Genomic DNA, 24,682 nt, shown 5'->3' on the forward strand with positions numbered 1-24,682 from the left:
GCTTAGGCCGAGAGCTTCTTGCGGCCGCGAGCGCGGCGCGCACGAAGCACCTTGCGGCCACCGACGGTCGCCGTGCGGGCGCGGAAGCCGTGACGGCGGGCGCGGACAAGGCGGCTGGGCTGGAAAGTACGCTTCATGACGTTCCTCGAAAAAACCGAATAAAAGAGGCCGCCCGAACCCGGACGACCGCAAAACAGAGCGCGCCGATACTGGAGCGCCGAAACAGAGTCAAGGCAAAGGCGCCGTCGACACGACGCAAAAGCCGCCGGATGCCGCGTTTTCTTTCGAATCGGCCCTGCCGAACATCGCCTCTACCCCGGAAGGGCAGCGGCGGATAGCCAAGGGTTCGCAAGCCTTGCGCCCGGCCGGCATGATAGGCTGCGGCCAAACGGCAGCTTGCGGATGGTGCGATGGAAGAGAACGATCGGGTGGGCGTGCTGGTGGGATGGTCTTCACAGACCTTCGGCCCGAATCTGATCGTCGATCTGCAGAGTTACGAAAGATCGACCTGGAATTCAGGCGAAAATCCCGAAACCACGCGAATCTTCATGACGCGCAACCAGGCCGCCCTGCTGGCCAGCCACTTGTTCGAGATCAGCGGAAATTCGCCGCCGCCACGCCCCCCGGGGCGATTCGGGCGGTTCTTCGGTTAGGATCGGTCCAGCCGCACCCAGCGCGCCATTTCCGCGGTCCCGAACCACAGCGCCGATTCGAACGGCACCGAATTGGTCATGTCGTAAAAGGCCCGCGCTTCCTGCGCATCCATGCCCATCTGGCGATAGTAATCGAGGTAGCGCCGATTCTCCGGCGAATCGGCCGAATAGTCATCCGCCTCGTGCCCCGAATCGTCGATCCACGAATGGACCGCGAACTCCGCGCCGGCATCGGCATAGCGGCGGGCGCCCGCCAGGAACAGTTCCACCGCGCCGGACCGCACCGATCCGCCATCGGGCACATGGGTGGCGATGCCGCGTGCACGGATCATCCGCCCCAGCCGCAAGTTGGCCAGATCGTCCTCCGTCCCCGGGCATTCGATCATCTCGATCTCGGCAATGGCGGGCCAATCATGCAGCAGCGCCGCGAACTGGGCGGGGCTGCGCGAATCGGTGACGTCGACCAGCGCGACATGGCGGGCATCCACCACGCGGAACGGGCCATAGCGCGCCACCCCGGCCGGAATCGGCGCGGGCGGCGCCTTCTGCCAGCCGGTATCGACCAGTCGTTCGCCACCCGCCACGGCCACCGCCTCGTCGGCGATCATGCCGACGGGCTGCTGCACGTAGCCCGGCTCCTCGAAGAGGACCATTTCGTAGGCGATCGCAGGGGTGGCCGCGTCCTGCGCGCAGGACGGCGTCGGACCCAGCACCAGCAGGGCCATGAGCGATGCAGACAAGGCAGCGACGGTAGAGCGCATGCGGCAAGACTGCGCCGCAAGTCCTTACTCAAGCCGTGAGACTTGCGGTTAAAACGATGTAACGATTGGCTTGGGTAGCGCTTTGAATATCGACAGCCCCGGGGCGCAGTGTCATTCGGTGGATGTACCTAGTTCATCCCTCGTTTTTCCTGAGAGCCAAGGGTCCTTCGTGGTCGCACTCGTTTCGACTGTCGCCTACCTGGGGCTGGAGGCGCGTCCGGTCGAAGTCCAATGCCAGGTGGCGCCGGGAATGCCCGGGTTCACGCTGGTCGGCCTGCCCGACAAGGCGGTGGGCGAAAGCCGCCAACGCGTCAGCGCGGCGCTGACGGCAATGGGGCTGGCCCTGCCGCCCAAACGCATCACCATCAACCTCTCCCCCGCCGATCTGCCCAAGGAGGGATCGCATTACGACCTGCCGATCGCGCTTGCGCTGCTGGCGGCGATGGGCGTGGTCGATGCCGAACAGCTGGTGGATTTCGTGGCGGTCGGCGAACTGGCCCTGGATGGCCGGGTAATCCCCTCGCCCGGGGTGCTGCTGGCCGCGATTCATGCCCGTTCGCTGGACAAGGGACTGATCTGTCCCGCCGCGCAGGGGACCGAGGCCCGCTGGGCCGAAGGCGTGCCGGTGGTGGCGACGCCCAATCTGATCAGCCTGCTCAACCACCTCAAAGGCACGCAAGTCCTGCCGCCGCCCACCCTCGGCCGTGCCGATCCGCCCGAACGCGGGCCGGACCTCAAACAGGTGAAGGGGCAGGAAGTCGCCCGCCGCGCGCTGGAAATTGCCGCCGCCGGATCGCACAACCTGCTGATGAGCGGCCCGCCGGGCGCAGGCAAGTCGCTGCTTGCCTCCTGCCTGCCGGGCATCCTGCCCGAACTGACGCCGGCAGAGGCACTGGAAGTCTCGATGATTTCCTCGGTCGCCGGCACGCTGGAAGAAGGCCGCATCAGCCGCGCCCGCCCGTTCCGCTCGCCCCATCACTCGGCATCGATGGCGGCGCTGACCGGCGGTGGGCTGCGGGTGCGGCCGGGTGAAGTCTCGATGGCGCATCTGGGCGTGCTGTTCCTGGACGAACTGCCCGAATTCCAACGCGCGGTGCTCGATTCGCTGCGCCAGCCGCTCGAAAGCGGCGAGATTTCCGTCGCGCGCGCCAATGCCCACGTCACCTATCCGGCGCGCGTCCAGCTGGTAGCGGCGATGAACCCCTGCCGCTGCGGCTATCTCTCCGACCCGACGCTCGCCTGCTCGCGCGTGCCCAAGTGCGCCGCCGACTACCAGAGCAAGGTCTCCGGCCCCCTGCTCGACCGGATCGACCTGCATGTGGAGGTCGACCCCGTCCGCGCGGTGGACCTTGCCCTGCCGCCACCCAAGGAAGGCAGCGCCGAAGTCGCGGTGCGCGTCGCCCGCGCCCGCCAGGTGCAGACCGCCCGCCTCCACGGTACCGGCAAGCGCACGAACGCCGAACTCGACGGCGACCTGCTCGACGCCCACGCCACGCCCGACGAACCCGGCCGCAAGCTGCTGATGCAGGCGGCCGAGGCCATGCACCTTTCGGCACGCGGCTACACGCGCATCCTGCGCGTGGCCCGCACGATTGCCGACCTTGCGGGAACAGCCGAAGTGGGGCGGGTGCATGTGGCAGAAGCGCTGAGCTATCGGCGCCAGCCACCACGAGGATGATCAGGACAGGCCGCGCATGGAATTTCTGCTGGTCAAGCAGCTGAAATCATGGCGGCTTGATCCGATCCGTTGTTTCTACGCCCGCAATACAGATGGATGAGACGTTCATGCTCCTGATCCCGTCGATTCTGCTTGCCACATCTGCTCTGGCCACGAGCGGAGGCGCGATTCCCAGTGAAGCCGTTGCCGCCAAGGCCTGCACTGTGCCCCAGGGATGGTCCGAAATCGCAACTCGTCACCCGCGCTATGTCGTTTTCGGAGAACTGCACGGGACGCAGGAAAGCCCGGCGTTCCTTGGTAATCTCGCCTGCGGCCTGGCATCGCGCGGCGAACGCATTCTCGTCGCGATCGAACTGCAATCGGCTGCCGACGATGCCTTGCAACAAGCCTGGAAACTGCCCGATGACCGCTTCGTGCAGGCAGCATCTGCGGCGGGCTTCGCCCATCGCGAGGATGGCGTGGCCAGCCAGGCCATGTTCGCCATGCTCGTTCGCCTGCACGGATTGAAAGAAGCCGGCCTGCCTATCGACGTGGTGGCGTTCAACGGCACCGCGGACCAGGCAAGGCGCTTCCCCGAACTTGCGGCACAGGGCCCGCATGAAGCGGCGCAGGCAGAAAACATTCGGGAGGCGGCAAGCCGCGGCACGTACGACAACGTCCTGGTGCTGGTCGGCAATTTCCACGCAGGAAAAGTCCGCCACGGCGACGGCGCGGAAAGCTTCGATCCAATGGCTGTACGCCTTGCGTCGTTCGGCTCCGTGGTCAGCCTCAACATGCGATACGCAACCGGCACGGCATGGAATTGCCTCGTCAAACCGGGAATGAAATTGGTGCCCGGCCATCCTCTGCCCGACGATGCCCTCGATTGCGGCAATCATTCCGTCCAGAGCAGCGTCGATCTGCAACGCGCGCCCTTCATCCAACTCGGTGCCTTTCCGGGAGCCAAAGCGGACTCGGCGCCTCTTTACGACGGCTTCTTCTGGCTGGGTCCAATCAGCGGCTCGGCACCATTCTCGCCGACGAAGAAGCCGTAGCGAAGGCGCGACCAGAGGATCGGTCCTGCCACTATCCACTTGCCCCACGCCGCCGCCAAGGGCATCGCGCCGAACATGACCTCGCAGACCGACCGCACTGCCCTTGTTGCCGGCCTATCCATCATCGTTGCGCAAAGCTCGATCAATCTTGGCGCCGCATTTGCCAAGAGCCTGTTTCCGCTGGTTGGGCCGGAGGGCGTCGCCGCGCTGCGCACGACGATTTCGGCGCTGATCCTGCTGGCCATTGCCCGCCCGTGGCGCATGAAGTTCACCGGGCGGCAGTTGAAGTGGCTGCTGCTCTACGGCCTCGTGCTCGGCTGCATGAACCTGATGATCTACTGGGCGATCCGGCGCATCCCGATCGGCATCGCCGTCGCCATCGAGATCTGCGGACCGCTGAGCCTGGTCCTGGCAAGCTCCCGCTCGGTGAAGGATTTCCTGTGGCTGGCACTGGCGCTGGGCGGCATGGCGCTGCTGATCCCGTGGCAGGCCAATACCCATGCACTCGATCCGCTGGGCATCGTTTTCGCGCTGGCGGCGGCAACGTGCTGGGCGCTCTATATCCTCTGCGGGCGGCGCGCATCGGAAGTGGGCGGTTCGGTCGCGGTGTCGATGGGCATGGTGGTGGCCTGCTGCGTCACCGTACCGTTCGGCCTTGCCTCCGCGCCCGCCAGTCTGCCGCTGCATGCACTGGCGCTGGGCGCGGTGGTGGCCGTGCTGTCGAGCGCGCTGCCCTATGTGCTGGAGATGCGGGCGATGCGTCAGCTTTCCAGCCGCATCGTCGGCCTGCTCAGCAGCATGGCCCCGGCGCTGGGCGCCATCGTCGGCTATCTGGTGCTGGATGAACGGTTGAGCGGGCTGCAATGGCTGGCCGTCGCCATGCTGATCTCCGCCAGCGCCGGTTGTTCGCTGGCGTCGCGGCCGCCGGTCTCACGCCCCAGCGACGACGTGATGGCTTAGGGGGCTGTTTCCTCGACATCCAGCTGACGCAGCACTTCCGCCACCACTCGCGGATCGCTGGCAAAGCCCAGGTGCGAACAGCGGACGGCCACCGCCCGGTCGCGCTCGCCCGGCCAGCCGCATGCCGATCGCGGATGGATCACGCCGTCGCGCGGGCTCCACAGCGCGATCGTCGGCACCGGCGGCTTTGCGGTGAAGTCGCAATCGATCGGCGGCGAATGGACCGAATGGCCGGTCACCACCTGATAGGCCCGCCACGCATTGTTGGCGCGCGGATCGCCGGAGAACGGCGTGCCCATGGTGATCACCTTGGACACGCAATCGGGTTCGCGCCGCGCGATCTCACGCGCGAACAGGCCGCCGAGGCTCCAGCCCACCAGCGCGATCGGGCGCTTGTGCTGGCGTGCCAGCGCGCCCACCCGGCGCATCAGGAAGGTGAAGTTTTGCGGGTTGGGGCCGAGATTGAGGCCAAGGCCCCATTCGTGCACTTCATGCCCGGCTTCCGCCAGCGCCTCTGCCATCGGGCGCATCCGGTTGGGATGCGCGCCGAAGCCCGGCAACAGCATCACCGGCTGGGGATGCGCCGCCTTGCCGACCACAATCGGCTTCTTCCCACCCCGCCGCAACGAGGCGAGTTCGGCCAGGAACAGGCGCAAAGACGGCTTGCTGACGCCTTCGGGATGCGGCTCACGCGCCAGCGCTGCGCGGCGCGCGATGGCGCTGCGCATCATGTCCAGTTGCCGTGGGGCCGATCCGTTCACTTCAATCCTTTATCTGTCGCAACTACTTGCAGTCACCCACGCGCTGCGTGGTCATGTGCATCGCCATCTTCATCTCACCCGTGGGCGCCGGACCGCCGGACATGTCCATCTGGACGGTCACGTCCGAACCTTCCGCAGTAACGGTGCCGGCCAGTTGAATGACCGCCCGCCCCTGATCGTTGGACTTGCAGTCCATTTGGGCATCCAGCCGTCCGCCATCAACATCAAACCGCGAATAAGAGCATTCGCGACCCTTGCCGATATTGTCGAACATGTCGCGGTAGCCCTTGTCGGCTTCGGCCTGGGTCAGGCAGAACTGATTCACCTGCCCCTTCGCCATCATCGTCTTCATCTGCTCGGCCGCCTCGCTGGGCATGCCGGGCACGTCCATTTTCGTGATCTCGACCTTCTGGGTGTACTGGCCCGGCTTCGGACGCTGCAGTTGCGCGGCTTCCTGCTTCACCTCATCCATCGACTTGGCGGCACCGGAAGGGGATTCGCCGGCCTTGTTCTGGTCCTTCGAACCGCAAGCCGCCAAGACAAGCGCCAAGCATACCATCGAAACCGTCGCCATCCGCTGCATAGAATCGAGACCTTTCGCACCGTTCCCAAAGGGAGGGGAAGTATCATCCGGGCCGGCACGCTGCCAGTCTCTCATTGCGACGGCTGCCGACATACCCCATATGTTCTCCCATGGCAGAGCTGATCATTCGCCGGGGCCTTGAGGAACCGGACACTTCGGGCACGTTCGTCCCCCACAAGCCGGCGCGGCCGGACAAGTCGATGCCGGGCCGGCCGTTCACGGTCGTTTCGGACTACGAACCCAACGGCGACCAGCCCACCGCCATCGCCGATCTCGTCTCCACCGCCGAGGAGGGGGAAAAGACGCAGGTGCTGCTGGGCGTCACCGGATCGGGCAAGACCTTCACGATGGCCAAGGTGATCGAACACCTGCAGCGCCCCGCCCTGATCCTGGCGCCGAACAAGATCCTGGCCGCGCAGCTCTATGCCGAAATGAAGGACTTCTTCCCGGAGAACGCGGTCGAATACTTCGTCTCCTACTACGATTACTACCAGCCCGAAGCCTACGTGCCCCGGTCGGACACCTACATCGAGAAGGAAAGCTCGGTGAACGAGGCGATCGACCGCATGCGCCATTCGGCCACCCGCGCGCTGCTGGAACGAGACGACGTGATCATCGTCGCCTCGGTTTCCTGCCTCTACGGCATCGGCTCGGTCGAGACGTATTCGGCGATGATCTTCGACCTGAAGACCGGGGACACGCAGGACCAGCGCGAGATCATCCGCAAGCTGGTCGCCCTCCAATACAAGCGCAATGACGCCGCCTTCACGCGCGGCACCTTCCGCGTGCGCGGCGACAATCTGGAACTGTTCCCTTCGCACCTTGAGGACACCGCCTGGCGCATCTCGTTCTTCGGGGACGAGATCGAGGAGATCGCCGAGTTCGATCCGCTCACTGGCAAGAAGGGCTCCGTCCTCGAAAAGGTGCGGGTCTATGCGAACTCGCACTATGTGACGCCGGGGCCGACGATGAAGCAGGCGAGCGAGGCGATCCGCTTCGAACTGACCGAACGGCTGAAGGAACTGGAAGGCGAAGGCCGCCTGCTGGAAGCCCAGCGGTTGGAGCAGCGCACCAATTTCGACCTTGAGATGATCGCCGCCACCGGCAGCTGCGCGGGGATCGAGAACTATTCGCGCTTCCTCACCGGCCGCATGCCGGGCGAGCCGCCGCCGACCCTGTTCGAATACCTGCCGGACAATGCCCTGCTGTTCATCGACGAAAGCCACCAGACGGTACCGCAGATCGGCGCGATGGCGCGGGGCGACCACCGGCGCAAGATCACCCTGGCCGAATATGGCTTCCGCCTGCCCAGCTGCATCGACAACCGCCCGCTCCGCTTCAACGAGTGGGACGCAATGCGCCCGCAGACTTTCGCGGTCTCGGCCACGCCCGGCCACTGGGAGATGGACCAGACCGGCGGCGTCTTCGCCGAACAGGTGATCCGTCCCACTGGCCTGATCGATCCGCCGGTGGAAATCCGCCCGGTCGAGGACCAGGTGCAGGACTGCATCGTCGAGTGCAAGGCGACGGCCGAGAAGGGCTATCGCACCCTCGTCACCACCCTCACCAAGCGCATGGCGGAAGACCTGACCGAGTTCATGCACGAGGCCGGCGTGCGCGTGCGCTACATGCACAGCGACGTGGAGACGCTGGAGCGCATCGAACTGATCCGCGACCTTCGCATGGGCGTCTACGACGTTCTGGTGGGCATCAACCTGCTGCGCGAAGGGCTGGATATCCCCGAGTGCGGGCTTGTCTGCATCCTCGATGCCGACAAGGAAGGCTTCCTGCGTAGCGAAACCTCGCTGATCCAGACCATCGGCCGCGCCGCCCGCAACGTGGATGGCCGCGTGATTCTCTATGCCGATCGCATGACCGGCAGCATGGAACGCGCCATTGCGGAGACCGACCGGCGCCGCACCCGGCAGCAGGAATACAACGAGGCGCACGGGATCACCCCGCAGACGATCAAGCGCCGTATCGCCGATATCGTGGCGGATACCGCCAGCCGCGACGGCGTGCTGGTAGACATCGACGCGGAAGGGGAAAACAACCTCGTCGGCCACAACTTGCGCGCCTATATCGAAGACCTTGAAAAGAAGATGCGCAACGCCGCCGCAGACTTGGAATTCGAGGAAGCCGGCCGCCTGCGCGACGAGATTCGCCGGTTGGAAGCCAGCGAACTGGGCCTGCCGGACGAACACAAGAAAGCGCCCATCGTCGGCCGCAGCAACGAGGGCAAGCCCGGCACGCGCAAGACGCGCTATGGCAAGATGCAGAAGAAGTGGGGGAAGTGACCGGGCGCTGATCGCCGGCGCCGATCACAGGTCCGATTGCCGGGCCGTTCGTTACCAACGCCGTTCCCCGAAACAAGACGCCCGGGGCCTGCCGTGGCAGGCCCCGGGCCAGTCTCAGGATCGCATTTCGCCGATCCCTCGGGTCGCAAATCCGTTTTGGACGGAATGCGGCAGGTCAGCATACCATGTTCGTGGTAGCCTCTCTGAGCACGAGTGTGCGGTAACAGTACTTGTTAAGTAGTTTTGCAGACGGCATGAAGGTGGTGTGCCGGGAAACAGGGAATTCCGCAGCGACGCGGAAGTGGTGGGCAGCCTCTTCGCGCGTGCACCCTTCGAAAAAGAGGGGTGGAACACTGCGCTCCAGGCTTTGCGCGACGTAACGGGGTCTTCGCGGGCCCAGTTGCTGGCGTTGGGCAGCCGCTTCCAGGCCTTCAACTGGGCGACCGACACCCCCCCCGAATACGAGGCGGAGTTCATTGCAGCGGGCGGATTGCGTGCCGACGTTAACTACCGCGTGGGCGCCACTCGCGCCCCGATGGAGCTGACCTGGGAGGCGCATTATGATCAGGTGCGTCAAAATGGGACGGATGAGGCCTATCTCGACCATGTACGCAAGTACGATGCGGAGTTCGGCGCCCAGATCGTGCTCAGCCAGCGGCCCGGGATGTTCTTCGGCCTTGCCGTGCTGCACGGCCCTGCGGAAGGCCGTACCACCGAAACGCAGCGCGCCATTCTGGAAACGGTGGCGCCGGAAGTGCTGGCGGCGATCCGGATGCAGGATGCGATCGAGCATCAGGGGATAGCCCTGCTGCGCGGATCGCTGGAAGCCTTCCACAGCCCGGCGATCCTGCTCGATGCACTGGGCAAGGTCTGCGATGCTACCGAATCGGCCCGCAATCTGCTGGGCCCCGGCACGCTGCAAATCCGCGAGGGCGTGTTGCGCGCGCCGCGCCCCGATCTCGATCGGCTGCTGCAAGGCCGCATTGTCGCGGCTCTGGCCGGCCAGGGGGAAGGAGCGGCCGACCTCTGGCTGCGATCGGAGACCGGCCTGCTGCTGGTCGACGTGCGCACGCTGCCCCGGCAGGAATGGAGCTTCGGCTTCGCCCCCCGCGTCATCGTCACCTTACGCGCGCCGCTGGGCCCCGCGCAGGCACAGGCGCGCACGATCGGATCGGCATTGGGACTGACGCTGGCCGAAGGTGAAGTGGTGGCCCTGCTGGCCCACGGCCATTCGCGCCAGCAAGTTGCGACTCTGCGCGGCGTCAGCGTGCAGACAGTCATCAGCCAGTTGCGCACGATCTTCCAGAAGTGCGGCGTCAATCGTGAAGCCGAACTCGTGGCACTTGCGCGCGCCGTAATGGAAATGGGACCGCGCTAGAACGGGTTGCGCCTTCCGTGTTACTTGTCATGCGCTGGCCGCAATCGCTTCGGTACACTTTGCACTGTACGCGGGCGCCGGTCGGCGCGACTGGCTCGCTCGGAAAGTCACAATCGAAGAGGTTGCCATGCGGATCGAATGCCCGGAAATGCGTTCCAAGATCATGCCCGCCGAAGAGGCCGCCCGCCTCATCACCAGCGGTTCCACCGTGGGCATGAGCGGGTTCACCGGTTCCGGTTACCCCAAGGCCGTTCCCCTTGCCCTTGCCGCCGAGATCGAGGCCGAACACGCCGCCGGACGCCAGTTCCGCGTGCGCATGTGGACCGGCGCCTCGACCGGGCCGGAGCTTGACGGCGCGCTGGCCAAGGCGGACGGCATCGAATTCCGCCTGCCTTACAATTCCGATCCGATCGCCCGCGAACGCATCAACAAGGGCGAAATGAACTACTTCGACATGCACCTGTCGCAGGTGGCGCCGATGGCCTGGCAGGGCTTCCTGGGCCCGCTGGACACGGCGGTGATCGAAGTGGCCGGCATCCGCGCCGATGGCAGCCTGATCCCCTCCTCCTCCGTCGGCAACAACAAGACCTGGCTGGACCGCGCCTCCAAGGTGATCCTCGAAGTCAATTCGTGGCAGAACGAGGCGCTGGAGGGCATGCACGACATCTATTACGGCACCGCCCTGCCCCCCAGCCGCGTGCCGATCCCGCTGGTGAAGCCCGATGACCGCATCGGTTCGCCCTACCTGAAGGTCGATCCCGCCAAGGTGGTCGCCGTGGTCGAGACCGACCGGCCGGATCGCAACGCGCCGTTCAGCCCGCCGGACGAGAAGGCCAGGGCGATCGCCGGCCACATCCTCGAATTCCTCAGCCACGAAGTGAAGCTGGGCCGCCTGCCTTCGGCACTGCTGCCGATCCAGTCGGGCGTGGGCAATATCGCCAATGCCGTGCTGACCGGCCTGGTCGATGCGCCGTTCGACAGCCTGACCTCCTATACCGAAGTGATCCAGGACGGCATGCTGGACCTGCTCGACTCGGGCAAGCTGCGCATGGCTTCTGCCACCGCCTTCTCGCTCAGCCCGGAGGCCGCCGCGCGCGTCAATGCGGACATGGCCCGCTATCGCGACAAGATGATCCTGCGCCCGCAGGAAATCTCCAACCATCCCGAATTGATCCGCCGCCTGGGCTGCATCGCCATGAACGGGTTGATCGAGGCGGACATCTACGGCGCGGTGAACTCCACCCACGTCATGGGATCACGCATCCAGAACGGCATCGGCGGTTCGGGCGACTTCGCGCGCAACGCCTATATCTCGATCTTCATGACGCCCTCGACGGCGAAGGGCGGCAAGATTTCGGCGATCGTGCCGCAGGCCAGCCATGTCGATCACATCAACCAGGACGTGCAGGTGATCGTCACCGAACAGGGCCTTGCCGACTTGCGCGGCCTCAGCCCCAAGGAGCGCGCCACGGTAATCATCGCCAACTGTGCGCATCCGGACTATCGCCCGCTGCTGGAAGACTACTACGCCCGCGCGCTGAAGGATTCCTACGGCCTGCAATCGCCCTCGCTGCCGGGCGAGGCACTGTCGTGGCACCAGCGCTTCATCGAGACGGGCACGATGATGATGTGATGGATTGAAGGCCTTCATCCCACCGCCCCGCTCAGGCTGAGCCTGTCGAAGCCCCTTGGGGCGTGGCGCCATGCTGCCATCCTTCGACAAGCTCAGGATGAGCGGGGCAGTGGGAACGGAGCGGAAGACGGCTAAGCCGCCAGCCTCCCAGGGATGTGACTACGCGCATTTTAGGTAGTCACACTCTTGCCGTATACTATTTACCCGTTCTAAGCATCGGCCCCATCGGCGCCCCGGTCGTGGGCGCGAACAACAAGGGGTCGTACTTCCCGATGCGTACCGTTTCCCTCGCCTGCGTGGCGCTTTCGCTCGCCCTCGCCGCAGGCCCGGCCGCCACTTATGCCGCTGACAAACCTGCCCCCGACGCCAAGGAAGAGAAGAAGGACGACAGCCAGCTCGCCCCCTTCCCCGAGGCGAAGTCGATCAAGCAGTCGGCAGTGATCGGTGGCAAGACCGTGAACTACGTCGCCACCGTCGGCTCGCTTCCGGTGAAGGACGAAAAGGGCAAGACCATCGGCGAGGTGGTCTACACCGCCTATACGGTGCCCGGCGCCCCCACCAACCGCCCGGTCACTTTCGCGTTCAACGGCGGCCCCGGCGCGGCCTCGGTCTACCTGAACCTGGGCGCCATCGGCCCCAAGCGCGTGCAGTTCGGCGCGCAGGGTGACGCCCCGTCGGACCCGGCAGTGCTGCGCGACAATCCGAATTCGTGGCTGGACTTCACCGACCTGGTCTTCATCGACCCGATCGGCACCGGCTTCTCGCGCAGCCGCGTCGATGCGGAGGCGACCAAGAAGGCGTTCTACACCTCCGAGAACGACATCAAGTACCTCAGCCGCATCGTCTATGACTGGCTGAATGCGAACGGCCGCCTCACCAGCCGCAAGTACCTGGCCGGCGAAAGCTACGGCGGTTACCGCGTGCCGCGCCTGGCCTATTACCTGCAGACGCAGATGGGCGTGGGCATCAATGGCATGACCATGGTTTCGCCCTACCTCGACCCGCCGGCGATCGGCCAGGACGACGCGCTGTCGCCGCTGCCATGGATGATCAACCTGCCTGCGATGGCCGCCGGCCACCTGGAGCGCGAAGGCAAGCTGAGCGCCGAAACCATGGCCCCGATCGAGCAGTACCTGAAGACCGAATTCGTGGCCGATTTCCTGGCCGGCCCGAAGGACAAGGCCGCCACCGACCGGCTTTCGGCCAAGGTTGCCGAGATCACCGGGCTCGATCCCGCGCTGGTCCGTCGCATGGATGGCCGCGTCGACATCGGCACCTATCTGCGCGAAATCCGCCGCGATCAGGGGCTGGTCGGTTCGGTCTACGATTCGAACTTCACCGCGTTCGACCCGTTCCCGGCCAGCGCGCGTGCGCAATATGGCGACCCGCTGCTGACCACGCTGATCGCGCCCACCACGTCGGCCATGGTCGATTTCGTGACGCGTCAGGTCGGCTGGAAGGTCGACGCGCGTTACAACGCGCTGTCGTTCGAAGTGAACGAGGCGTGGGACCGCGACAACAGCGACAATCCGGTGAAGGACCTGCGCCAGGCGATCTCCATCGATCCGAAGATGACCGTGGACATCGTGCACGGCTGGGACGACCTTTCGTGCCCCTACTTCGGTTCGCGCCTGATCGTCGGCCAGATGCCCGAATTCGGCCGGGCGGACCGCGTGCGCCTGCACATGTACCCCGGCGGGCACATGTTCTATTCGCGCACCGACAGCGGCGCGGCGCTGCGCCACGACATCATGGAGAGCTACCGCACCGGGGCCTGACGGTTTCGCGTAACGGTTTCGGGGGCGGCCTTCGCGCCGCCCCTTCCAGCCACGAAAAAGGGGCCGTGCCAGCGAAGGCACGGCCCCTTTTCTGTTTGGCGTCTGATGGGATCAGAGCTTGCCGAACTTCGCCTCGTAATCGCCGGTATCGCCGCTGGCGAGCAGCTTGGCCTGCTCCACCCAGCTATCGCGGCGCGGGCGGCCGGCGAAGGCGCCCAGTTTGCCGTCCAGATCGTCCAGATCGGCATCGGTCCACGCGGCGATCTGGGCGAAGCGGGTGATCCCCAGCGATGTGAGCAGCGTCTGCATCTTGGGGCCAAGCCCCTTGATCTTGCGCAAGTCATCGGCCCCACCGGCGGGGGCAGCGGCAGGGGTTACCGGCGCGGCAACGGGCACCGCAGCCGGTGTTGAAGCCGGTGCGGGAGCAGGCGTTTCAGGCTCGGCGGCGATGGTCTGCGGCGGCACCGCATTGTCCACTTCCTCCTGCGCGGCCACCGCGATCACTTCACCGATCCCGGCCATCAGGCCCGCCATCGCCGGCGGATCGATGTGAACGGGCGCAGTGAACTGCGCGGCGGGCGGCGCGTCGTCTATCAGGGCCTGGTTGCGCTGCGCGGGCGCGGCGCCTTCGTCCAGCACGTCCGGACGGCGATCGCGCGGTGCCGGTTTCGAAGCCCGGGCGAACAGCCAGTAGGCGACGACGATGCCGATCAACAGGGCGGCGATGAAGACCAGCCAGTTGGCCTGGATCATTTGCAGCACGAAACTATCCCTTCCGGTTCCACAGAAGCCAGCCGATGCCGAACCCCGCAAAGTAGGTCAGCAGCACCGAAACGGCCATTTCAAGCCATAGCGGCATGGGCAGCTCCTTTCATAGTCTTTCCGCAGCCCGGAAGCATCAACTGGGGCATCAACTGGGGCATCAACTGGGGCCGGGCGTATCGATCGGCGTCGGCTTCACGGGGGCCGATGCGATCACGGAGAATTCGATGCGGCGATTGGCCGGATCGTGCGGGTCCAGCCCCTCGATCGGCCGCTTGGAGCCAACACCGGTGGCGCGCAGGCCATCGGCCGGGATGCCGCGCCCGATCAGCGCCCAGCGCACCGCCTCCGCCCGTGCACGCGAAAGCGCCACGTTGGCTTCGGGAATGCCGCCCGAATCGGTATGGCCGGTCACTGCGATGATGCTTCCCACGCAAGGTCGAAGCGCCTGCGCCACTTCGTCGAGCAGGCGCACGCTGGCCGGATCGATCTGCGCGCTTGCCTCGGTAAAGCGGATCGATCGGCTGGCCAGGATCGCCTCTACATCGTCCTGGCAGCGCAGCCTGGGGGATGCCGTGTCCTGCCCGGCCCAAGTGATCCCGCCGATCCCGGGCACTTCGGCCACGGCAGCGGCCACGCGGGTACGGGTGGCGTCATCCAGCGCCAGCCCGCCGGAAAGGATCGGGTGCCGGGTGATCCAGCCATAGCGGTCGCGGAACGTCAGCACGACGCCGCGCCCGCCTGCGGCATCGCGCACGGCAATGGCATCACGCTCCAGCCCGCCCACGAAATCCGGCCCTTCGATACGCGTGGCGATGAAGGACAGGGCAAGGCTGACTGCGGCGCCCACGGCGACGATGGAAGCGCGACGAGGATTCATTTGGCTAGCCTAGACGAACTTTTGGCGGACTGGAAAGCCGGCTCAGGCCGTCTTGGCCTTCTGGAACAGCTTGCGGTCCTCGGGGCCGAACGCCTTCTTCCAGATCACCAGGAAGTAGGAGCCCAGGATTGCCGGAATACCGAAGGCCAGTTCGGCCCATTCCGGCAGGAATTCGGTGGCAAGGTAACCGATGATCACCGCCGGCACCGCCGCCCAGACCAGCGCCCAGCGCCAGTTGTTGATCGATTCCCCCAGGAACTTGGCCAGCATGTGCGACTTCACCAGCGAGGCGAAGCCCAGCGAGACCATCAGCGCCGCCGCCGCCGTTGCCGCCTGATAGAGCGAATTGTACCCCCAGTGCTGCATCAGCAGGATGCCGCCGAACGTCAGCACCGCCTGCACGCCGATGGTGACGATGGAGACGACGAGGTTGCGCATCTTGGCGACGTAGATCAGCGCCGCCTCGCTGACGACGGCGGTGGCCGCCACCACTTCGGCGGCCAGCAGGAACGCCAGCGCGCCGGTGCCGCCCACGAATTCGCGGCCGACAAGGCCCATCACACCCTCGCCCGGAAGCCCCAGTGCCAGTGCGATCCCCGCCTGCGCGGCGGTGATCCAGAAGCCCACCTGGCAGACCTGCCGGGCGATCGCGGCATAGTCCTTTTCCTTCAGGTTGCGCGTGATCACCGGGCCCAGCACCGGCTCGAAGCTGGTCTTCAGCTTCTGTGGCAAACTGGCCACCTGCTGCGCGGCGTAATAGACGCCGACCGCAGAGGCCGGCGCCAGGAAGCCCAGCAGGAACAGGTCGACGCGGCGGGTGCCCCATTCGATGGTATCGGCCAGCGCGATCGGCGCCGAACGTAATGCCAGCTTGCGCATCTCGCGCGGCTTCGGCCGCCAGCCCCGAGGCATGCCGTATTCGCGTACGAAGGGGATGAAGGCGGTCAGCGCAGCGGCGAAGATCGAGCCGATATAGGCGATCGACAAGCCGCTGTGCGGCGCGATCCAGATCATTGCCCCGGCCAGGATGGAGATCGTCCACGGCTCCACGATCGCGCGCGACCACACCGTGGGCGTCACCCGCAGGCGATAGGCCAGCGCGGCCAGCCAGATCTCGGTCATGGTCAGCGGCGGAATGGCAATCACCATCAGCCGGTCCATCTCGGTATAATGCCCGCCCGGGAACATCGGGGCGGGCACCAGATAGAAGAACAGCGCGGCCGCGCAGCTGGCGATCACCGCCAGAATCGTGCCGTCGGCAATCACGTTGGCCGGATGGGTCTGCCCTTCGATATTCGAAAGACGCAGCGCCAGTCCGCGCTTTTCGCCCATCGTGCAGATCATCGAGGTCAGCTCGATCACCACCAGCGCCGAAGCGAAACGGCCCAGCGCGGCAGGGCCATAGACCGAGGCACGGCCGGCGATGAACAGGAACGGGATGCGCGCGGCAAGCCGCAGGAAAAATCCGAACAGGTTCGTCCGCCCGCCCTTGGCAAGCGCGGCGATATCGTCACGTTCCTTTTCCTGCCGCACGATGTCGTCGTGGGCGGCGATGCCGTCGGTCAAAGAATCGGCTCCTGCTCGGCGCGCAGGGGGCGGGCAAGGATGTCGCTCACCACGTCGCGGGCTGGCGCCTTGCCTTCCAGCAGGCGGCAGACCGCGTCCGCGATCGGCATCTCGATACCGTCACGCCGGGCCAGATCGACCAGCACGGGTGCGGTGGCGGCGCCTTCGGCCACGGTAGCCTTGCCGGACAGCGCCTGCGCGGCGGTCTGCCCCTCGCCCAGCGCAAGGCCGAGCGAGAAGTTGCGGCTGGAAGTGGACGAACAGGTCAGCACAAGATCTCCAAGGCCGCAAAGGCCCGACAGCGTTTCCGCCCGCGCACCGCGCGCCAGGCCGAACCGCAACATTTCCGCATAACCGCGCGCGATCAGCGCGGCGCGCGCGTTCTGGCCGAGCTTGAGCCCTTCCACCACGCCGCAGGCAATCGCCAGCACGTTCTTGATCGCCCCGCCGACTTCCGCGCCTATGACGTCGTCGGAATAATAGGGCCTCAGTGCCGGCCGTGCGATCAGCGGCGAAAGGCGGTCCCACTGCGCGCGACCGCCCGAACAGGCGAGGGTGACGGCGGTGGGCAGACCGGCAGCCACTTCGTGCGCGAATGTCGGGCCGGAAAGCACGGCAATCTGCGCATCGGGAACGGCCTCGGCGGCGACTTGCGCCATCAGCCGGCCGGTGCCGGCCTCGATCCCCTTGGCGCACAGCACGATATCGCGCGCGCCGCCTGCGAAACCAAGCGCGGGAAGCTGCGCCAGCACCCCGCCCAGGAACTGCGCGGGCACGACCGCCAGCAGCGCCGGCAGCGCGGCCAGTTCGGCAAGGTCCGAAGTCGCGCGGACGCTGGGTGCCAAAGTGGCGGCCGGTAGATAGACGTCGTTTCGGCGCATGGCGTTGATGCGTGCGGCCAGCTCCGGCTCGCGCGCCCAAAGCAGCACTTCGCTGCCGTCGCCAGCCGCAGCTTGCGCCAATGCGGTTCCCCAGGCGCCCGCCCCGATCACTCCAAGAGGCGCACTCATGCCTTCACCCCCGCGCCGCGCACGGCCCCGGCTTCGGGATCGAGCGGCCAGCGCGGCCGGGCCGCAACGTCCAGCGGGTCGGATTGGCCCAGCGCGAAACGTTCCACCCCGGCCCAGGCAATCATCGCCGCGTTATCGGTGCAGAGCGCCAGCGGCGGCGCCACGAAATCGAGGTCGTGCTCGGCCGCCAACGCTTCCAGCGCACCGCGGATCGCCTTGTTGGCCGCAACGCCGCCAGCGACGACCAATGCGTTCACCTTGCCCACCGAAGCCAGCGCCCGCTTGGCGCGGTCGATCAGGCAATCGATCGCCGCTTGCTGGAATGAGGCCGCGATATCGGCATCGCTGTACTGGCCGGACTGCTTGGCGCGCATCACCGCACTCTTGAGGCCGGCGAAAGAGAAGTGCGGCTCGTCCGAGCCCTTCAGCGGGCGCGGCAGCGGCACTTTCCTGGCATCGCCCTCCAGCGCCAGCCGCTCCATCGCCGGGCCACCGGGATAACCAAGGCCCAGCAGCTTGGCGGACTTGTCGAAAGCCTCACCCAGCGCATCGTCGATGGTGGTGGCCAGACGGCGGAACTGGCCCACGCCTTCCACCAGCAGGATCTGGCAGTGGCCGCCCGAAACGAGCAGCAGCATATAGGGATATTGCAGATCGCTATCGGCAAGGCGCGGCGACAAGGCGTGGCCTTCCAGATGGTTGACCGCGATCAGCGGCTTGCCGGTCGCCATGGCCAGCGCCTTGGCGGTGACCAGGCCAACCATCACCCCGCCGATCAGGCCGGGGCCTGCCGTCGCAGCGATCGCGTCCACATCGTCCAGCGTCATGCCGGCATCGGCCAGCGTGGCTTCGATCAGCGGGGCGAGGCGTTCGGCATGGGCGCGCGCGGCGATTTCGGGCACGACACCGCCATAGGGCCGGTGCGCCTCGTCCTGCGAGGCGATGCGCTGTGCCAGAATCGTGCGGTCGCTGGTTACCAGCGCTGCCGCAGTCTCGTCGCACGAGCTTTCGATGCCCAGTATCGTGCTCATCTTTTTAATACCCTGAACGGCCTTCCACTGAACGACATTGGCGGGTAGCACAACCCGCCGATGACGACGCCAACCAAAACGCATGAAACCCATTTCCGCCTCGGCACCCGCCGTTCGCCGCTGGCGATGGCGCAGGCCGAGGAAGCGCGCGACCGGCTTGCCGCCGCGCATGGAATCGATCCAGCGCATATAGAGATCGTGGCGGTGACCGCCAGCGGCGATCGCATCCAGGACCGTGCACTGGCCGAAATCGGTGGAAAGGCGCTCTGGACCAAGGAACTGGACGCCTGGCTGGCCAATGGAGAGATCGATTTCGCGGTCCATTCGGCCAAGGATGTCGAAACGATCCGGCCCGAAATGTTCACGATCGGCGCGATTCTGCCACGTGAGGACGTGCGCGACGTGCTGGTGGGTGCCGAATCGATCCGCGCCCTGCCGCAAGGCGCCGTTGTGGGCACCAGCGCGCCGCGTCGCGCCGCGCAGCTTCTCCACGCCCGGCCGGACTGCAAGGTGGTGACGTTCCGCGGCAACGTGGCGACGCGCCTTGCCAAACTGGCCGCCGGGGAAGCGGACGCGACGTTCCTTGCCGCCGCCGGCCTCAAGCGCCTGGGCGAGACCGGCACCGGTCATCCGCTGGACGCGAACGAATGGCTGCCCGCCCCCGCGCAGGCGGCGATCATGATCGAATGCCGCGCCGATGATGCCCGCACCAAGGCATTCCTTGCCGCCGTCGATCATATGCCAAGCCGCGCCGCCGTCGAGGCCGAGCGCGCGCTGCTGGCCGGGCTGGGCGGCAATTGCCACAGCCCGATCGCGGTGCTGACCCATCACGAGGGCAACGACCTGCTGATGCGCGCCGCGCTCTATAGCCCGGACGGTGCCGAGAAGGTGGAGAGCGAGGCCCGCTTCGCCGCCGGTGACCAGCAAGGCCCCGCTGCGCTCGCCGCCGATTTGCTGGCACGCGCGGTTCCGGCGATTGCCGTTCACTTTGCCGGGGCCGGAGCGGAAAGCTGACCGCCCTTCCCCTCATTGTCATCCGGCCAGAGCCCGGCGCGCAGGCGACATGCGCGGCAGCGCGCGACATGAGCCTCGACGCCCGCGCCTTCCCGCTCTTCGCGGTACGCCCGCTCGATTGGCAGCCGGTGGCGCGCGAAACGATCGACGCCCTGCTGCTGGGCAGCGCCAACGCCCTGCGCCACGGCGGCGCGGCGCTGGAACGCTATCGCGGCCTGCCCGCTTATGCCGTAGGCGAACGCACCGCCGAAGCCGCGCGTGAAGCGGGGCTGGACGTCATCCTCACCGGAAGCGGCGGATTGCAGGGCGTGCTGGGCCGCATCGATCCCGCACACCGCCGCCTGCTGCGCCTGGCCGGGCGGGAGCGGATCGTTCTGGACCTGCCGCCTAGCCTCTCGATCACCACGCGCGAAGTCTATGCCAGCGAAGCGCTGCCCCTGTCGGACAGGTTGAAAGCATTGCTGGCGAAGCCCGCCATCGTCCTCCTCCATTCGGGCGAGGCGGCGGCCCATTTCGCCGGGGCCTGCGCCGAAGCCGGAATCAACCGCGCGGCCATTCGCCTTGCCGCCCTTGGCCCGCGCATTGCCGAAGCCGCAGGCTTCGGATGGGCCGCCATCGCCATTGCCACCGAACCCAACGATGCCGCATTGCTGGCCTTGGCCCGCGACTTGTGCCAAGGCTTTACGCCGGGATCGTGATCTTACAGAAACGAGCGTGATGCAGGACCTGACCTCGCAGCCTTCCTTGATGCCGCACCGCCCGCGCTCCCGCGCCGGGGCGGTCTTCGTTGCGCTGCTCGCCTTCCTGCTGGGCGGCGCGCTGGCGCTGTGGGGCGCGCAGGAGGGCTATTTCGATCGCCTGCTGCCTGGCCACGAGGCGAACCCGCCGGCCACCCCTGTCGCCCTGGCGCCCACGCCCACCCCCGTCATGACGGGCAAGCCTTCTGCTGAGGATCTGGCCGCGCTCAGTTCGGTGGAGGGTCGCGTCGCGCTGTTGGAGGATCGCCTCTCGCGCGTCGATTTCCAGACGAACACCGCCTCCGGCAACGCCGCCCGGGCAGAAGGCCTGCTGATCGCCTTCGCCGCACGCCGCATGATCGACCGGGGCGAGCCGCTTGCCTACGTGGCCGACCAGTTGCGCCTGCGCTTCACCAATGCCCAGCCGCAGGCGGTGGAGACGGTGATCGAATTCGCCAAGAACCCGGTGACGCTGGACGAGCTTTCCGCCCGTCTGGAAGCGCTTTCACCCGAACTGAGCGAGAAGCAGAGCGACGAGAGTCTGTGGCAGAAGGCGCGCGCCGAATTCGCCAGCTTCTTCACGGTGCATCGCGATTCCTCAACACTGCTTTCGCCCACCGCCCGGATCGACCGCGCCCGCCTGATGGTGACCGCGCGGCGCATTTCCAACGCCATCAGCGAAGTGGAACGCCTGCCCAACGCCCAGGCGGCGGACACCTGGATCGCCGACGCGCGCCGCTATCAGGATGCGCAGAAAGCGCTGGATCTGCTGGAAACCACGGCGATGCTGGAGCCAAGCCGCCTGCAGGATTCCACCGGCACCGCGGTCAACCAGCAGAGCCCGCTGGCCACGCCGGGCTCCGAACCCACGCCGACCCCGGAGCCGACCGGCGAGGAGTGAGAGCGGCGCTTTGCACCTCATGATTGATTGAACGGTTGGGCGACGGTTTACGGGGCCCCCAACGCTCCCGATTGCCGATGCCGGCTACCACCACCTACACCCGCAAAATAAAAACCCGTCATCCCCGCGCAGGCGGGGATCCCGCTTAATTCTTCGCGCGCGTGGCAAAAGGAACCGGGGCCCCCGCCTTCGCGGGGGCGACGATGTGTCCTGTTGAAGGCTGGGTGCCTAAGTTAGCTGGGTGTCCAAGCTAGCTTCGGTCGCATAGCGGGCTTTGGATGTTCGCCGCTAAACTGCGGCGTCCAATCCTACCCGCGCAGCCCGCGCCCGCTTCAGCCCTGAAGCAGTTCCGGCAGCTTGCCCGACATGCCCCGCGCCTCGTCCATGAAGAAGCGCTTCAGCGTCGGCAGGCGCTGCACCGCGCCCATGCCCAGGCGACGCACCGCACTCGGCAGGCGACCGGGAATGCCGAACAGACGGGTCAACCCGTCGGTCACCGACATGACCATGAAGGCATCGAGGCTTCGCCACTTCTCGTAGCGCTTCAGCAATTGCATATCGCCCGGCTCCAGCCCGAGGCGCATACCCTCGGTCAGCACCTCGACCAGCGCACCCACGTCGCGCAGGCCAAGGTTGAGGCCCTGCCCGGCAATCGGATGCATACCGTGCGCGGCATCGCCGATCACCGCCAGGCGTTCGTCGATCACATGCCCGGCATGGTGGAAACGCAGCGGATAGCTCATGCGCGGGGCGGAGAGCGAGATCTTGCCCAGCACGCCCTGCATGCGGCTCTCCACCTCGTTCACGAACATCGCATCGCTCATGGCGATCACGCCGGCGGCGTCCTTTTCCGAAACGGTCCAGACCAGCGCGCTGCGGTGGCGGCCTGCGGCATCGTCCAGCAGCGGCAGCAGCGCGAAAGGACCAGCGGGATAGAAGATTTCCCAAGCCGTGTTGTCATGCGGCTTTTCGTGGAACAGCCCGGTCACCATCGCGCGGTGCTTGTAGTCCCACTTGGCGAGCGCAAATCCGGCCTCGTCGCGGGTGGGTGACTGGCGACCCTCCGCCGCGACCAGCAGGCTGGCCTTGAGCACGCGCCCATCGCTCAGTTCCACCTCGACGCCGTGCGGGCCACGGTCGCGCCTCACTGCCTCCGTCTTCACGTGCCAGGCGATATTCGGCTCGCCCTTCGCCGCATCGAACAGGGCAATCCGCAAGTCGCGGTTGGCGAACATGCGGCCCAAGGTGCCTTCATCCGGCTTGGGCGTGAAGTCGATACGGCCGGGCTTCATCCCGTCGGTAACCGCGATCGAATCGATCGGGCAGCCCAGATTCTTCAGCGCCGGGGCAAGGCCGATATTGCTGAACAGGTTCCAGCTAGCGGTGGAGATGGCAGAGGCGCGGCCGTCCGCGCCCTCTGCCGTCAGGTCCGCCGGATCGGCACGGTCGATCACGTGGCTGGTGATCCCCGCCCTCGCGGCCGCCAGCGCCAGCGTCATGCCGACGAGACCGCCGCCGAGGATGATCAGGTCGCGGCGATCCGCCGCTGTATCGAGCCTTGCTGCCGAGTCGTTCATCGACGGCAGCTATCGGCCTCCGATGCGTCGATGTCGAGACACCTTCCGTCCCAAGTACCCGCAGGCGCGGACAAACCCACCGTCGCGGCAAGGGTGGGGGCGATGTCCACCGTCTCCACCGGAGTGGGCTGTTCGAAGCCGGCCATCCCCTTGCGCCAGAACAGCATCGGCACGCGGCGATCGTAATCCCACGGGCTGCCATGGGTGGCGACCTTGCCGGGCGATGCCTTGCCGGGAACGACGCCGCGCTTGGTCAGCATCTGCACTTCGCCCGATCGGCCGGGCACGAACGAGGCGCGCACCTTCTGCTCCATCGTCCAGTCCTGCGGATTGCCCTTGGGTTCGGGCCACTGCATGATCTGGTCCTGCGTATAGACCGCCGCGATCTGCGGATTGGCCTTCAGCCGGGCGACCAGCGCCGGGATCACCTTGGCCTTGTCCGCATCGGTCAGTTCGGCGGAGAGCCAGACGCTGCCCGATTCGCCCGCGCCGTAGAACAGCGGGCCGTTCTTCACGGTCACCCCGGTATCCTGCGAGACGGCGGCTGCCAGCGCCTTGGCGGTCAGCGCGGTGTCGATGCGACGGGCATCGGGATTGCCGCGCAACTGCTGACGCTCCGGCGCGTCGAAGCCGCCATGGTCGGCGCTGAGCACTACCTCATAGTCAATCCCGCGCGCGTCCAACTGGTCGAACAGGTAGCCCAGCGCCTGATCCAGCACGTTCATCTGCACGCACATCTCGACACCCTCGGTGCCATAGGCATGGCCGACCTTGTCGGTGGCCGAGAAACTGACCGAAAGCACGTCCGGCACCGCGTCCTTGCCCATGCCCAATTCGTCCACCATGCGCACGGCCATCTCGGCCGTGGCGGTATCGACGCGCGGGCCGTTCACGAACGTCTTGTAGTCGCCGGCCGCGACCGGAAAGCGCCAGGTGCCGATGGTGAAATCGCCGATCGGCGTCGCGCGGTCGACATTGCCGCACCAGCCGGGCACTGCCAGCGGCCCGTCACCGGCGGCGATGCGGCGGGTGAGTTCGGCGTTCTCCGCCACCGTCGCCTTGGAGATGCGGCGGTTGGCGAAGGTGGTGAAGCCGTTGTCGCCGATCCAGTAGACGGCATCGGTATCGTGGCCGCTCATCATCACCGCCGCGCGGTCCTTGGCGGAAACGGCAGCGTTGATCGTCTTGGGATTGGCCTTCTTCATCAGATCGCCCAGGGTCGGTGCCATCAGGTGGCGGGTCGTCACCACCGGCTTGTCGGGCGTGGACTTCGGATCGGTCTCATCCTCGACGCAGTAGACTTCCTTTTCGGCGCGAGCGATCCCGGGCAGGAACCACGAGTTCGCGGTGATCCCCGTGCGCGCCGGATGCACACCCGTCAGCAGCGTGGAGTGGCCGGGGCACGTCTCTGTCGCGGCGTGCGACTGGAAGCCCTGCGCGAAAACCGCGCCCTGCAGCAATCGGGTGAAGCCCTTGGCATAGTGCTCGCGGTATTGCGCGAAGAGGTCGGCGGAGAACTGGTCCACCGCAATCGCGACGATCAGCTTGGGTGCGTCGGCCGGCACCTGCTCGGTCACCGCCGGCATCGCAGGCGCAGCAGCGGGCGCCTCCTTCGCCATGGCGGGCGCAGCCAGAGCCATGGCCATCGAAGCGAGCGAACAGGTCAGAAAGCGCATCGGGGGGTCTTC

At 66.5% G+C, this 24,682-nt stretch carries 22 protein-coding genes; 11 read left to right on the top strand and 11 right to left on the bottom strand.

The window, feature by feature from the left end; genetic code table 11:
• Positions 1 to 2: 2 nt before the first annotated feature.
• Positions 3 to 137, bottom strand: a complete 135-nt coding sequence (gene rpmH, locus WBP06_RS13805) for a 50S ribosomal protein L34 (RefSeq protein WP_039388288.1) — start codon at positions 135 to 137, stop codon at positions 3 to 5.
• A gap of 273 nt (positions 138 to 410) precedes the next feature.
• Here rpmH and WBP06_RS13810 point away from each other — a divergent pair, with 273 nt between their 5' ends.
• Positions 411 to 653: a hypothetical protein gene (locus WBP06_RS13810; RefSeq protein ID WP_395328805.1), complete on the top strand. Its 243-nt coding sequence runs from the start codon at positions 411 to 413 to the stop codon at positions 651 to 653.
• Here the strand turns inward: WBP06_RS13810 and WBP06_RS13815 are convergent.
• On the bottom strand, positions 650 to 1,414 hold the full coding sequence (locus WBP06_RS13815) for an alpha/beta hydrolase (RefSeq protein ID WP_395328808.1): 765 nt from the start codon (positions 1,412 to 1,414) through the stop codon (positions 650 to 652). The two genes, WBP06_RS13810 and WBP06_RS13815, sit on opposite strands and share 4 nt — an antisense overlap.
• Positions 1,415 to 1,583: 169 nt before the next feature.
• Between WBP06_RS13815 and WBP06_RS13820 the strand changes: the two genes are divergently transcribed.
• From WBP06_RS13820 to WBP06_RS13830, 3 genes are all read left to right on the top strand, one after another.
• Positions 1,584 to 3,092 (top strand): YifB family Mg chelatase-like AAA ATPase, encoded by a 1,509-nt coding sequence (locus tag WBP06_RS13820; protein WP_395328811.1) that lies wholly within the window; start codon positions 1,584 to 1,586, stop codon positions 3,090 to 3,092.
• A 107-nt stretch (positions 3,093 to 3,199) separates the two neighbouring features.
• Positions 3,200 to 4,126: a hypothetical protein gene (locus WBP06_RS13825; RefSeq protein WP_395328814.1), complete on the top strand. Its 927-nt coding sequence runs from the start codon at positions 3,200 to 3,202 to the stop codon at positions 4,124 to 4,126.
• Between the two features lie 75 nt (positions 4,127 to 4,201).
• Complete coding sequence (locus WBP06_RS13830) at positions 4,202 to 5,086, top strand: EamA family transporter (protein ID WP_395328816.1); 885 nt, start codon at positions 4,202 to 4,204, stop codon at positions 5,084 to 5,086.
• On the opposite strand, the gene WBP06_RS13835 is transcribed toward WBP06_RS13830, so the two are convergent.
• Together WBP06_RS13835 and WBP06_RS13840 are read right to left on the bottom strand one after the other, a co-directional pair.
• Complete coding sequence (locus tag WBP06_RS13835) at positions 5,083 to 5,817, bottom strand: esterase/lipase family protein (RefSeq protein WP_395334168.1); 735 nt, start codon at positions 5,815 to 5,817, stop codon at positions 5,083 to 5,085. The two genes, WBP06_RS13830 and WBP06_RS13835, sit on opposite strands and share 4 nt — an antisense overlap.
• A gap of 52 nt (positions 5,818 to 5,869) precedes the next feature.
• Positions 5,870 to 6,406, bottom strand: coding sequence for a DUF3617 domain-containing protein (locus WBP06_RS13840; protein ID WP_395328818.1), 537 nt, complete (start codon positions 6,404 to 6,406; stop codon positions 5,870 to 5,872).
• A gap of 134 nt (positions 6,407 to 6,540) precedes the next feature.
• Here WBP06_RS13840 and uvrB point away from each other — a divergent pair, with 134 nt between their 5' ends.
• The 4 genes from uvrB to WBP06_RS13860 all read left to right on the top strand — a co-directional run bounded on the left by uvrB (position 6,541) and on the right by WBP06_RS13860 (position 13,516).
• A complete protein-coding gene (gene uvrB, locus WBP06_RS13845) occupies positions 6,541 to 8,727 on the top strand; it encodes an excinuclease ABC subunit UvrB (protein WP_395328820.1) in 2,187 nt (728 codons plus the stop codon).
• Between the two features lie 265 nt (positions 8,728 to 8,992).
• Positions 8,993 to 10,105 (top strand): helix-turn-helix transcriptional regulator, encoded by a 1,113-nt coding sequence (locus WBP06_RS13850; RefSeq protein ID WP_395328822.1) that lies wholly within the window; start codon positions 8,993 to 8,995, stop codon positions 10,103 to 10,105.
• 127 nt (positions 10,106 to 10,232) lie between these two features.
• Entirely contained in the window at positions 10,233 to 11,738 is a 1,506-nt protein-coding gene (locus WBP06_RS13855) for an acetyl-CoA hydrolase/transferase family protein (protein WP_395328825.1), read from the top strand.
• A 272-nt stretch (positions 11,739 to 12,010) separates the two neighbouring features.
• Positions 12,011 to 13,516 carry a S10 family peptidase gene (locus WBP06_RS13860; RefSeq protein WP_395328828.1) on the top strand — a complete coding sequence of 502 codons (1,506 nt, stop codon included), beginning with the start codon at positions 12,011 to 12,013 and terminating at the stop codon, positions 13,514 to 13,516.
• A 111-nt stretch (positions 13,517 to 13,627) separates the two neighbouring features.
• On the opposite strand, the gene WBP06_RS13865 is transcribed toward WBP06_RS13860, so the two are convergent.
• The 5 genes from WBP06_RS13865 to tsaD form a co-directional block, all read right to left on the bottom strand.
• Positions 13,628 to 14,269 (bottom strand): hypothetical protein, encoded by a 642-nt coding sequence (locus WBP06_RS13865; RefSeq protein WP_395334170.1) that lies wholly within the window; start codon positions 14,267 to 14,269, stop codon positions 13,628 to 13,630.
• Positions 14,270 to 14,438: 169 nt separating this feature from the next.
• On the bottom strand, positions 14,439 to 15,158 hold the full coding sequence (locus tag WBP06_RS13870; protein WP_395328830.1) for an OmpA family protein: 720 nt from the start codon (positions 15,156 to 15,158) through the stop codon (positions 14,439 to 14,441).
• Between the two features lie 42 nt (positions 15,159 to 15,200).
• On the bottom strand, positions 15,201 to 16,724 hold the full coding sequence (locus WBP06_RS13875) for a lipopolysaccharide biosynthesis protein (protein ID WP_395328833.1): 1,524 nt from the start codon (positions 16,722 to 16,724) through the stop codon (positions 15,201 to 15,203).
• On the bottom strand, positions 16,721 to 17,734 hold the full coding sequence (locus WBP06_RS13880) for an NAD(P)H-dependent glycerol-3-phosphate dehydrogenase (protein ID WP_395328836.1): 1,014 nt from the start codon (positions 17,732 to 17,734) through the stop codon (positions 16,721 to 16,723). The genes WBP06_RS13875 and WBP06_RS13880 overlap by 4 nt, the downstream gene beginning before the upstream one ends.
• Positions 17,731 to 18,765, bottom strand: a complete 1,035-nt coding sequence (tsaD, locus tag WBP06_RS13885) for a tRNA (adenosine(37)-N6)-threonylcarbamoyltransferase complex transferase subunit TsaD (RefSeq protein ID WP_395328838.1) — start codon at positions 18,763 to 18,765, stop codon at positions 17,731 to 17,733. Before tsaD ends, WBP06_RS13880 begins: the two co-directional genes overlap by 4 nt.
• A 60-nt stretch (positions 18,766 to 18,825) precedes the next feature.
• On the opposite strand from tsaD, the gene hemC reads away from it, so the two are divergent.
• The 3 genes from hemC (at position 18,826) to WBP06_RS13900 (ending at position 21,417) form a co-directional block, all read left to right on the top strand.
• Positions 18,826 to 19,779: a hydroxymethylbilane synthase gene (gene hemC, locus WBP06_RS13890; protein WP_395328841.1), complete on the top strand. Its 954-nt coding sequence runs from the start codon at positions 18,826 to 18,828 to the stop codon at positions 19,777 to 19,779.
• A gap of 68 nt (positions 19,780 to 19,847) precedes the next feature.
• Positions 19,848 to 20,477 (top strand): uroporphyrinogen-III synthase, encoded by a 630-nt coding sequence (locus tag WBP06_RS13895; RefSeq protein WP_395328844.1) that lies wholly within the window; start codon positions 19,848 to 19,850, stop codon positions 20,475 to 20,477.
• 19 nt (positions 20,478 to 20,496) lie between these two features.
• Entirely contained in the window at positions 20,497 to 21,417 is a 921-nt protein-coding gene (locus WBP06_RS13900; RefSeq protein WP_395328846.1) for a hypothetical protein, read from the top strand.
• Positions 21,418 to 21,749: 332 nt separating this feature from the next.
• Here the strand turns inward: WBP06_RS13900 and WBP06_RS13905 are convergent, their stop codons facing one another.
• Both WBP06_RS13905 and WBP06_RS13910 read right to left on the bottom strand, forming a co-directional pair.
• Complete coding sequence (locus WBP06_RS13905) at positions 21,750 to 22,994, bottom strand: UbiH/UbiF/VisC/COQ6 family ubiquinone biosynthesis hydroxylase (RefSeq protein ID WP_395328849.1); 1,245 nt, start codon at positions 22,992 to 22,994, stop codon at positions 21,750 to 21,752.
• Positions 22,991 to 24,670: an alkaline phosphatase family protein gene (locus WBP06_RS13910; protein ID WP_395328852.1), complete on the bottom strand. Its 1,680-nt coding sequence runs from the start codon at positions 24,668 to 24,670 to the stop codon at positions 22,991 to 22,993. Before WBP06_RS13910 ends, WBP06_RS13905 begins: the two co-directional genes overlap by 4 nt.
• Between the last annotated feature and the right edge of the window lie 12 nt (positions 24,671 to 24,682).

Source organism: Novosphingobium mississippiense (genome assembly GCF_044029535.1).
In the GTDB taxonomy this organism is placed as follows: Bacteria; Pseudomonadota; Alphaproteobacteria; order Sphingomonadales; family Sphingomonadaceae; genus Novosphingobium.

Bases quoted from the DNA above. Each gene is read 5' to 3' on its own strand.
- WBP06_RS13910 (WP_395328852.1), bottom strand. From the start codon at position 24,670: ATGCGCTTTCTGACCTGTTCGCTCGCTTCGATGGCCATGGCTCTGGCT.
- WBP06_RS13825 (WP_395328814.1), top strand. From the start codon at position 3,200: ATGCTCCTGATCCCGTCGATTCTGCTTGCCACATCTGCTCTGGCCACG.
- WBP06_RS13815 (WP_395328808.1), bottom strand. From the start codon at position 1,414: ATGCGCTCTACCGTCGCTGCCTTGTCTGCATCGCTCATGGCCCTGCTG.
- WBP06_RS13830 (WP_395328816.1), top strand. From the start codon at position 4,202: ATGACCTCGCAGACCGACCGCACTGCCCTTGTTGCCGGCCTATCCATC.
- WBP06_RS13880 (WP_395328836.1), bottom strand. From the start codon at position 17,734: ATGAGTGCGCCTCTTGGAGTGATCGGGGCGGGCGCCTGGGGAACCGCA.
- WBP06_RS13810 (WP_395328805.1), top strand. From the start codon at position 411: ATGGAAGAGAACGATCGGGTGGGCGTGCTGGTGGGATGGTCTTCACAG.
- hemC (WP_395328841.1), top strand. From the start codon at position 18,826: ATGACGACGCCAACCAAAACGCATGAAACCCATTTCCGCCTCGGCACC.
- uvrB (WP_395328820.1), top strand. From the start codon at position 6,541: ATGGCAGAGCTGATCATTCGCCGGGGCCTTGAGGAACCGGACACTTCG.
- WBP06_RS13865 (WP_395334170.1), bottom strand. From the start codon at position 14,269: ATGATCCAGGCCAACTGGCTGGTCTTCATCGCCGCCCTGTTGATCGGC.
- WBP06_RS13860 (WP_395328828.1), top strand. From the start codon at position 12,011: ATGCGTACCGTTTCCCTCGCCTGCGTGGCGCTTTCGCTCGCCCTCGCC.
- tsaD (WP_395328838.1), bottom strand. From the start codon at position 18,765: ATGAGCACGATACTGGGCATCGAAAGCTCGTGCGACGAGACTGCGGCA.
- WBP06_RS13855 (WP_395328825.1), top strand. From the start codon at position 10,233: ATGCGGATCGAATGCCCGGAAATGCGTTCCAAGATCATGCCCGCCGAA.
- WBP06_RS13840 (WP_395328818.1), bottom strand. From the start codon at position 6,406: ATGGTATGCTTGGCGCTTGTCTTGGCGGCTTGCGGTTCGAAGGACCAG.
- WBP06_RS13870 (WP_395328830.1), bottom strand. From the start codon at position 15,158: ATGAATCCTCGTCGCGCTTCCATCGTCGCCGTGGGCGCCGCAGTCAGC.
- rpmH (WP_039388288.1), bottom strand. From the start codon at position 137: ATGAAGCGTACTTTCCAGCCCAGCCGCCTTGTCCGCGCCCGCCGTCAC.
- WBP06_RS13900 (WP_395328846.1), top strand. From the start codon at position 20,497: ATGCAGGACCTGACCTCGCAGCCTTCCTTGATGCCGCACCGCCCGCGC.
- WBP06_RS13905 (WP_395328849.1), bottom strand. From the start codon at position 22,994: ATGAACGACTCGGCAGCAAGGCTCGATACAGCGGCGGATCGCCGCGAC.
- WBP06_RS13895 (WP_395328844.1), top strand. From the start codon at position 19,848: ATGAGCCTCGACGCCCGCGCCTTCCCGCTCTTCGCGGTACGCCCGCTC.
- WBP06_RS13835 (WP_395334168.1), bottom strand. From the start codon at position 5,817: ATGATGCGCAGCGCCATCGCGCGCCGCGCAGCGCTGGCGCGTGAGCCG.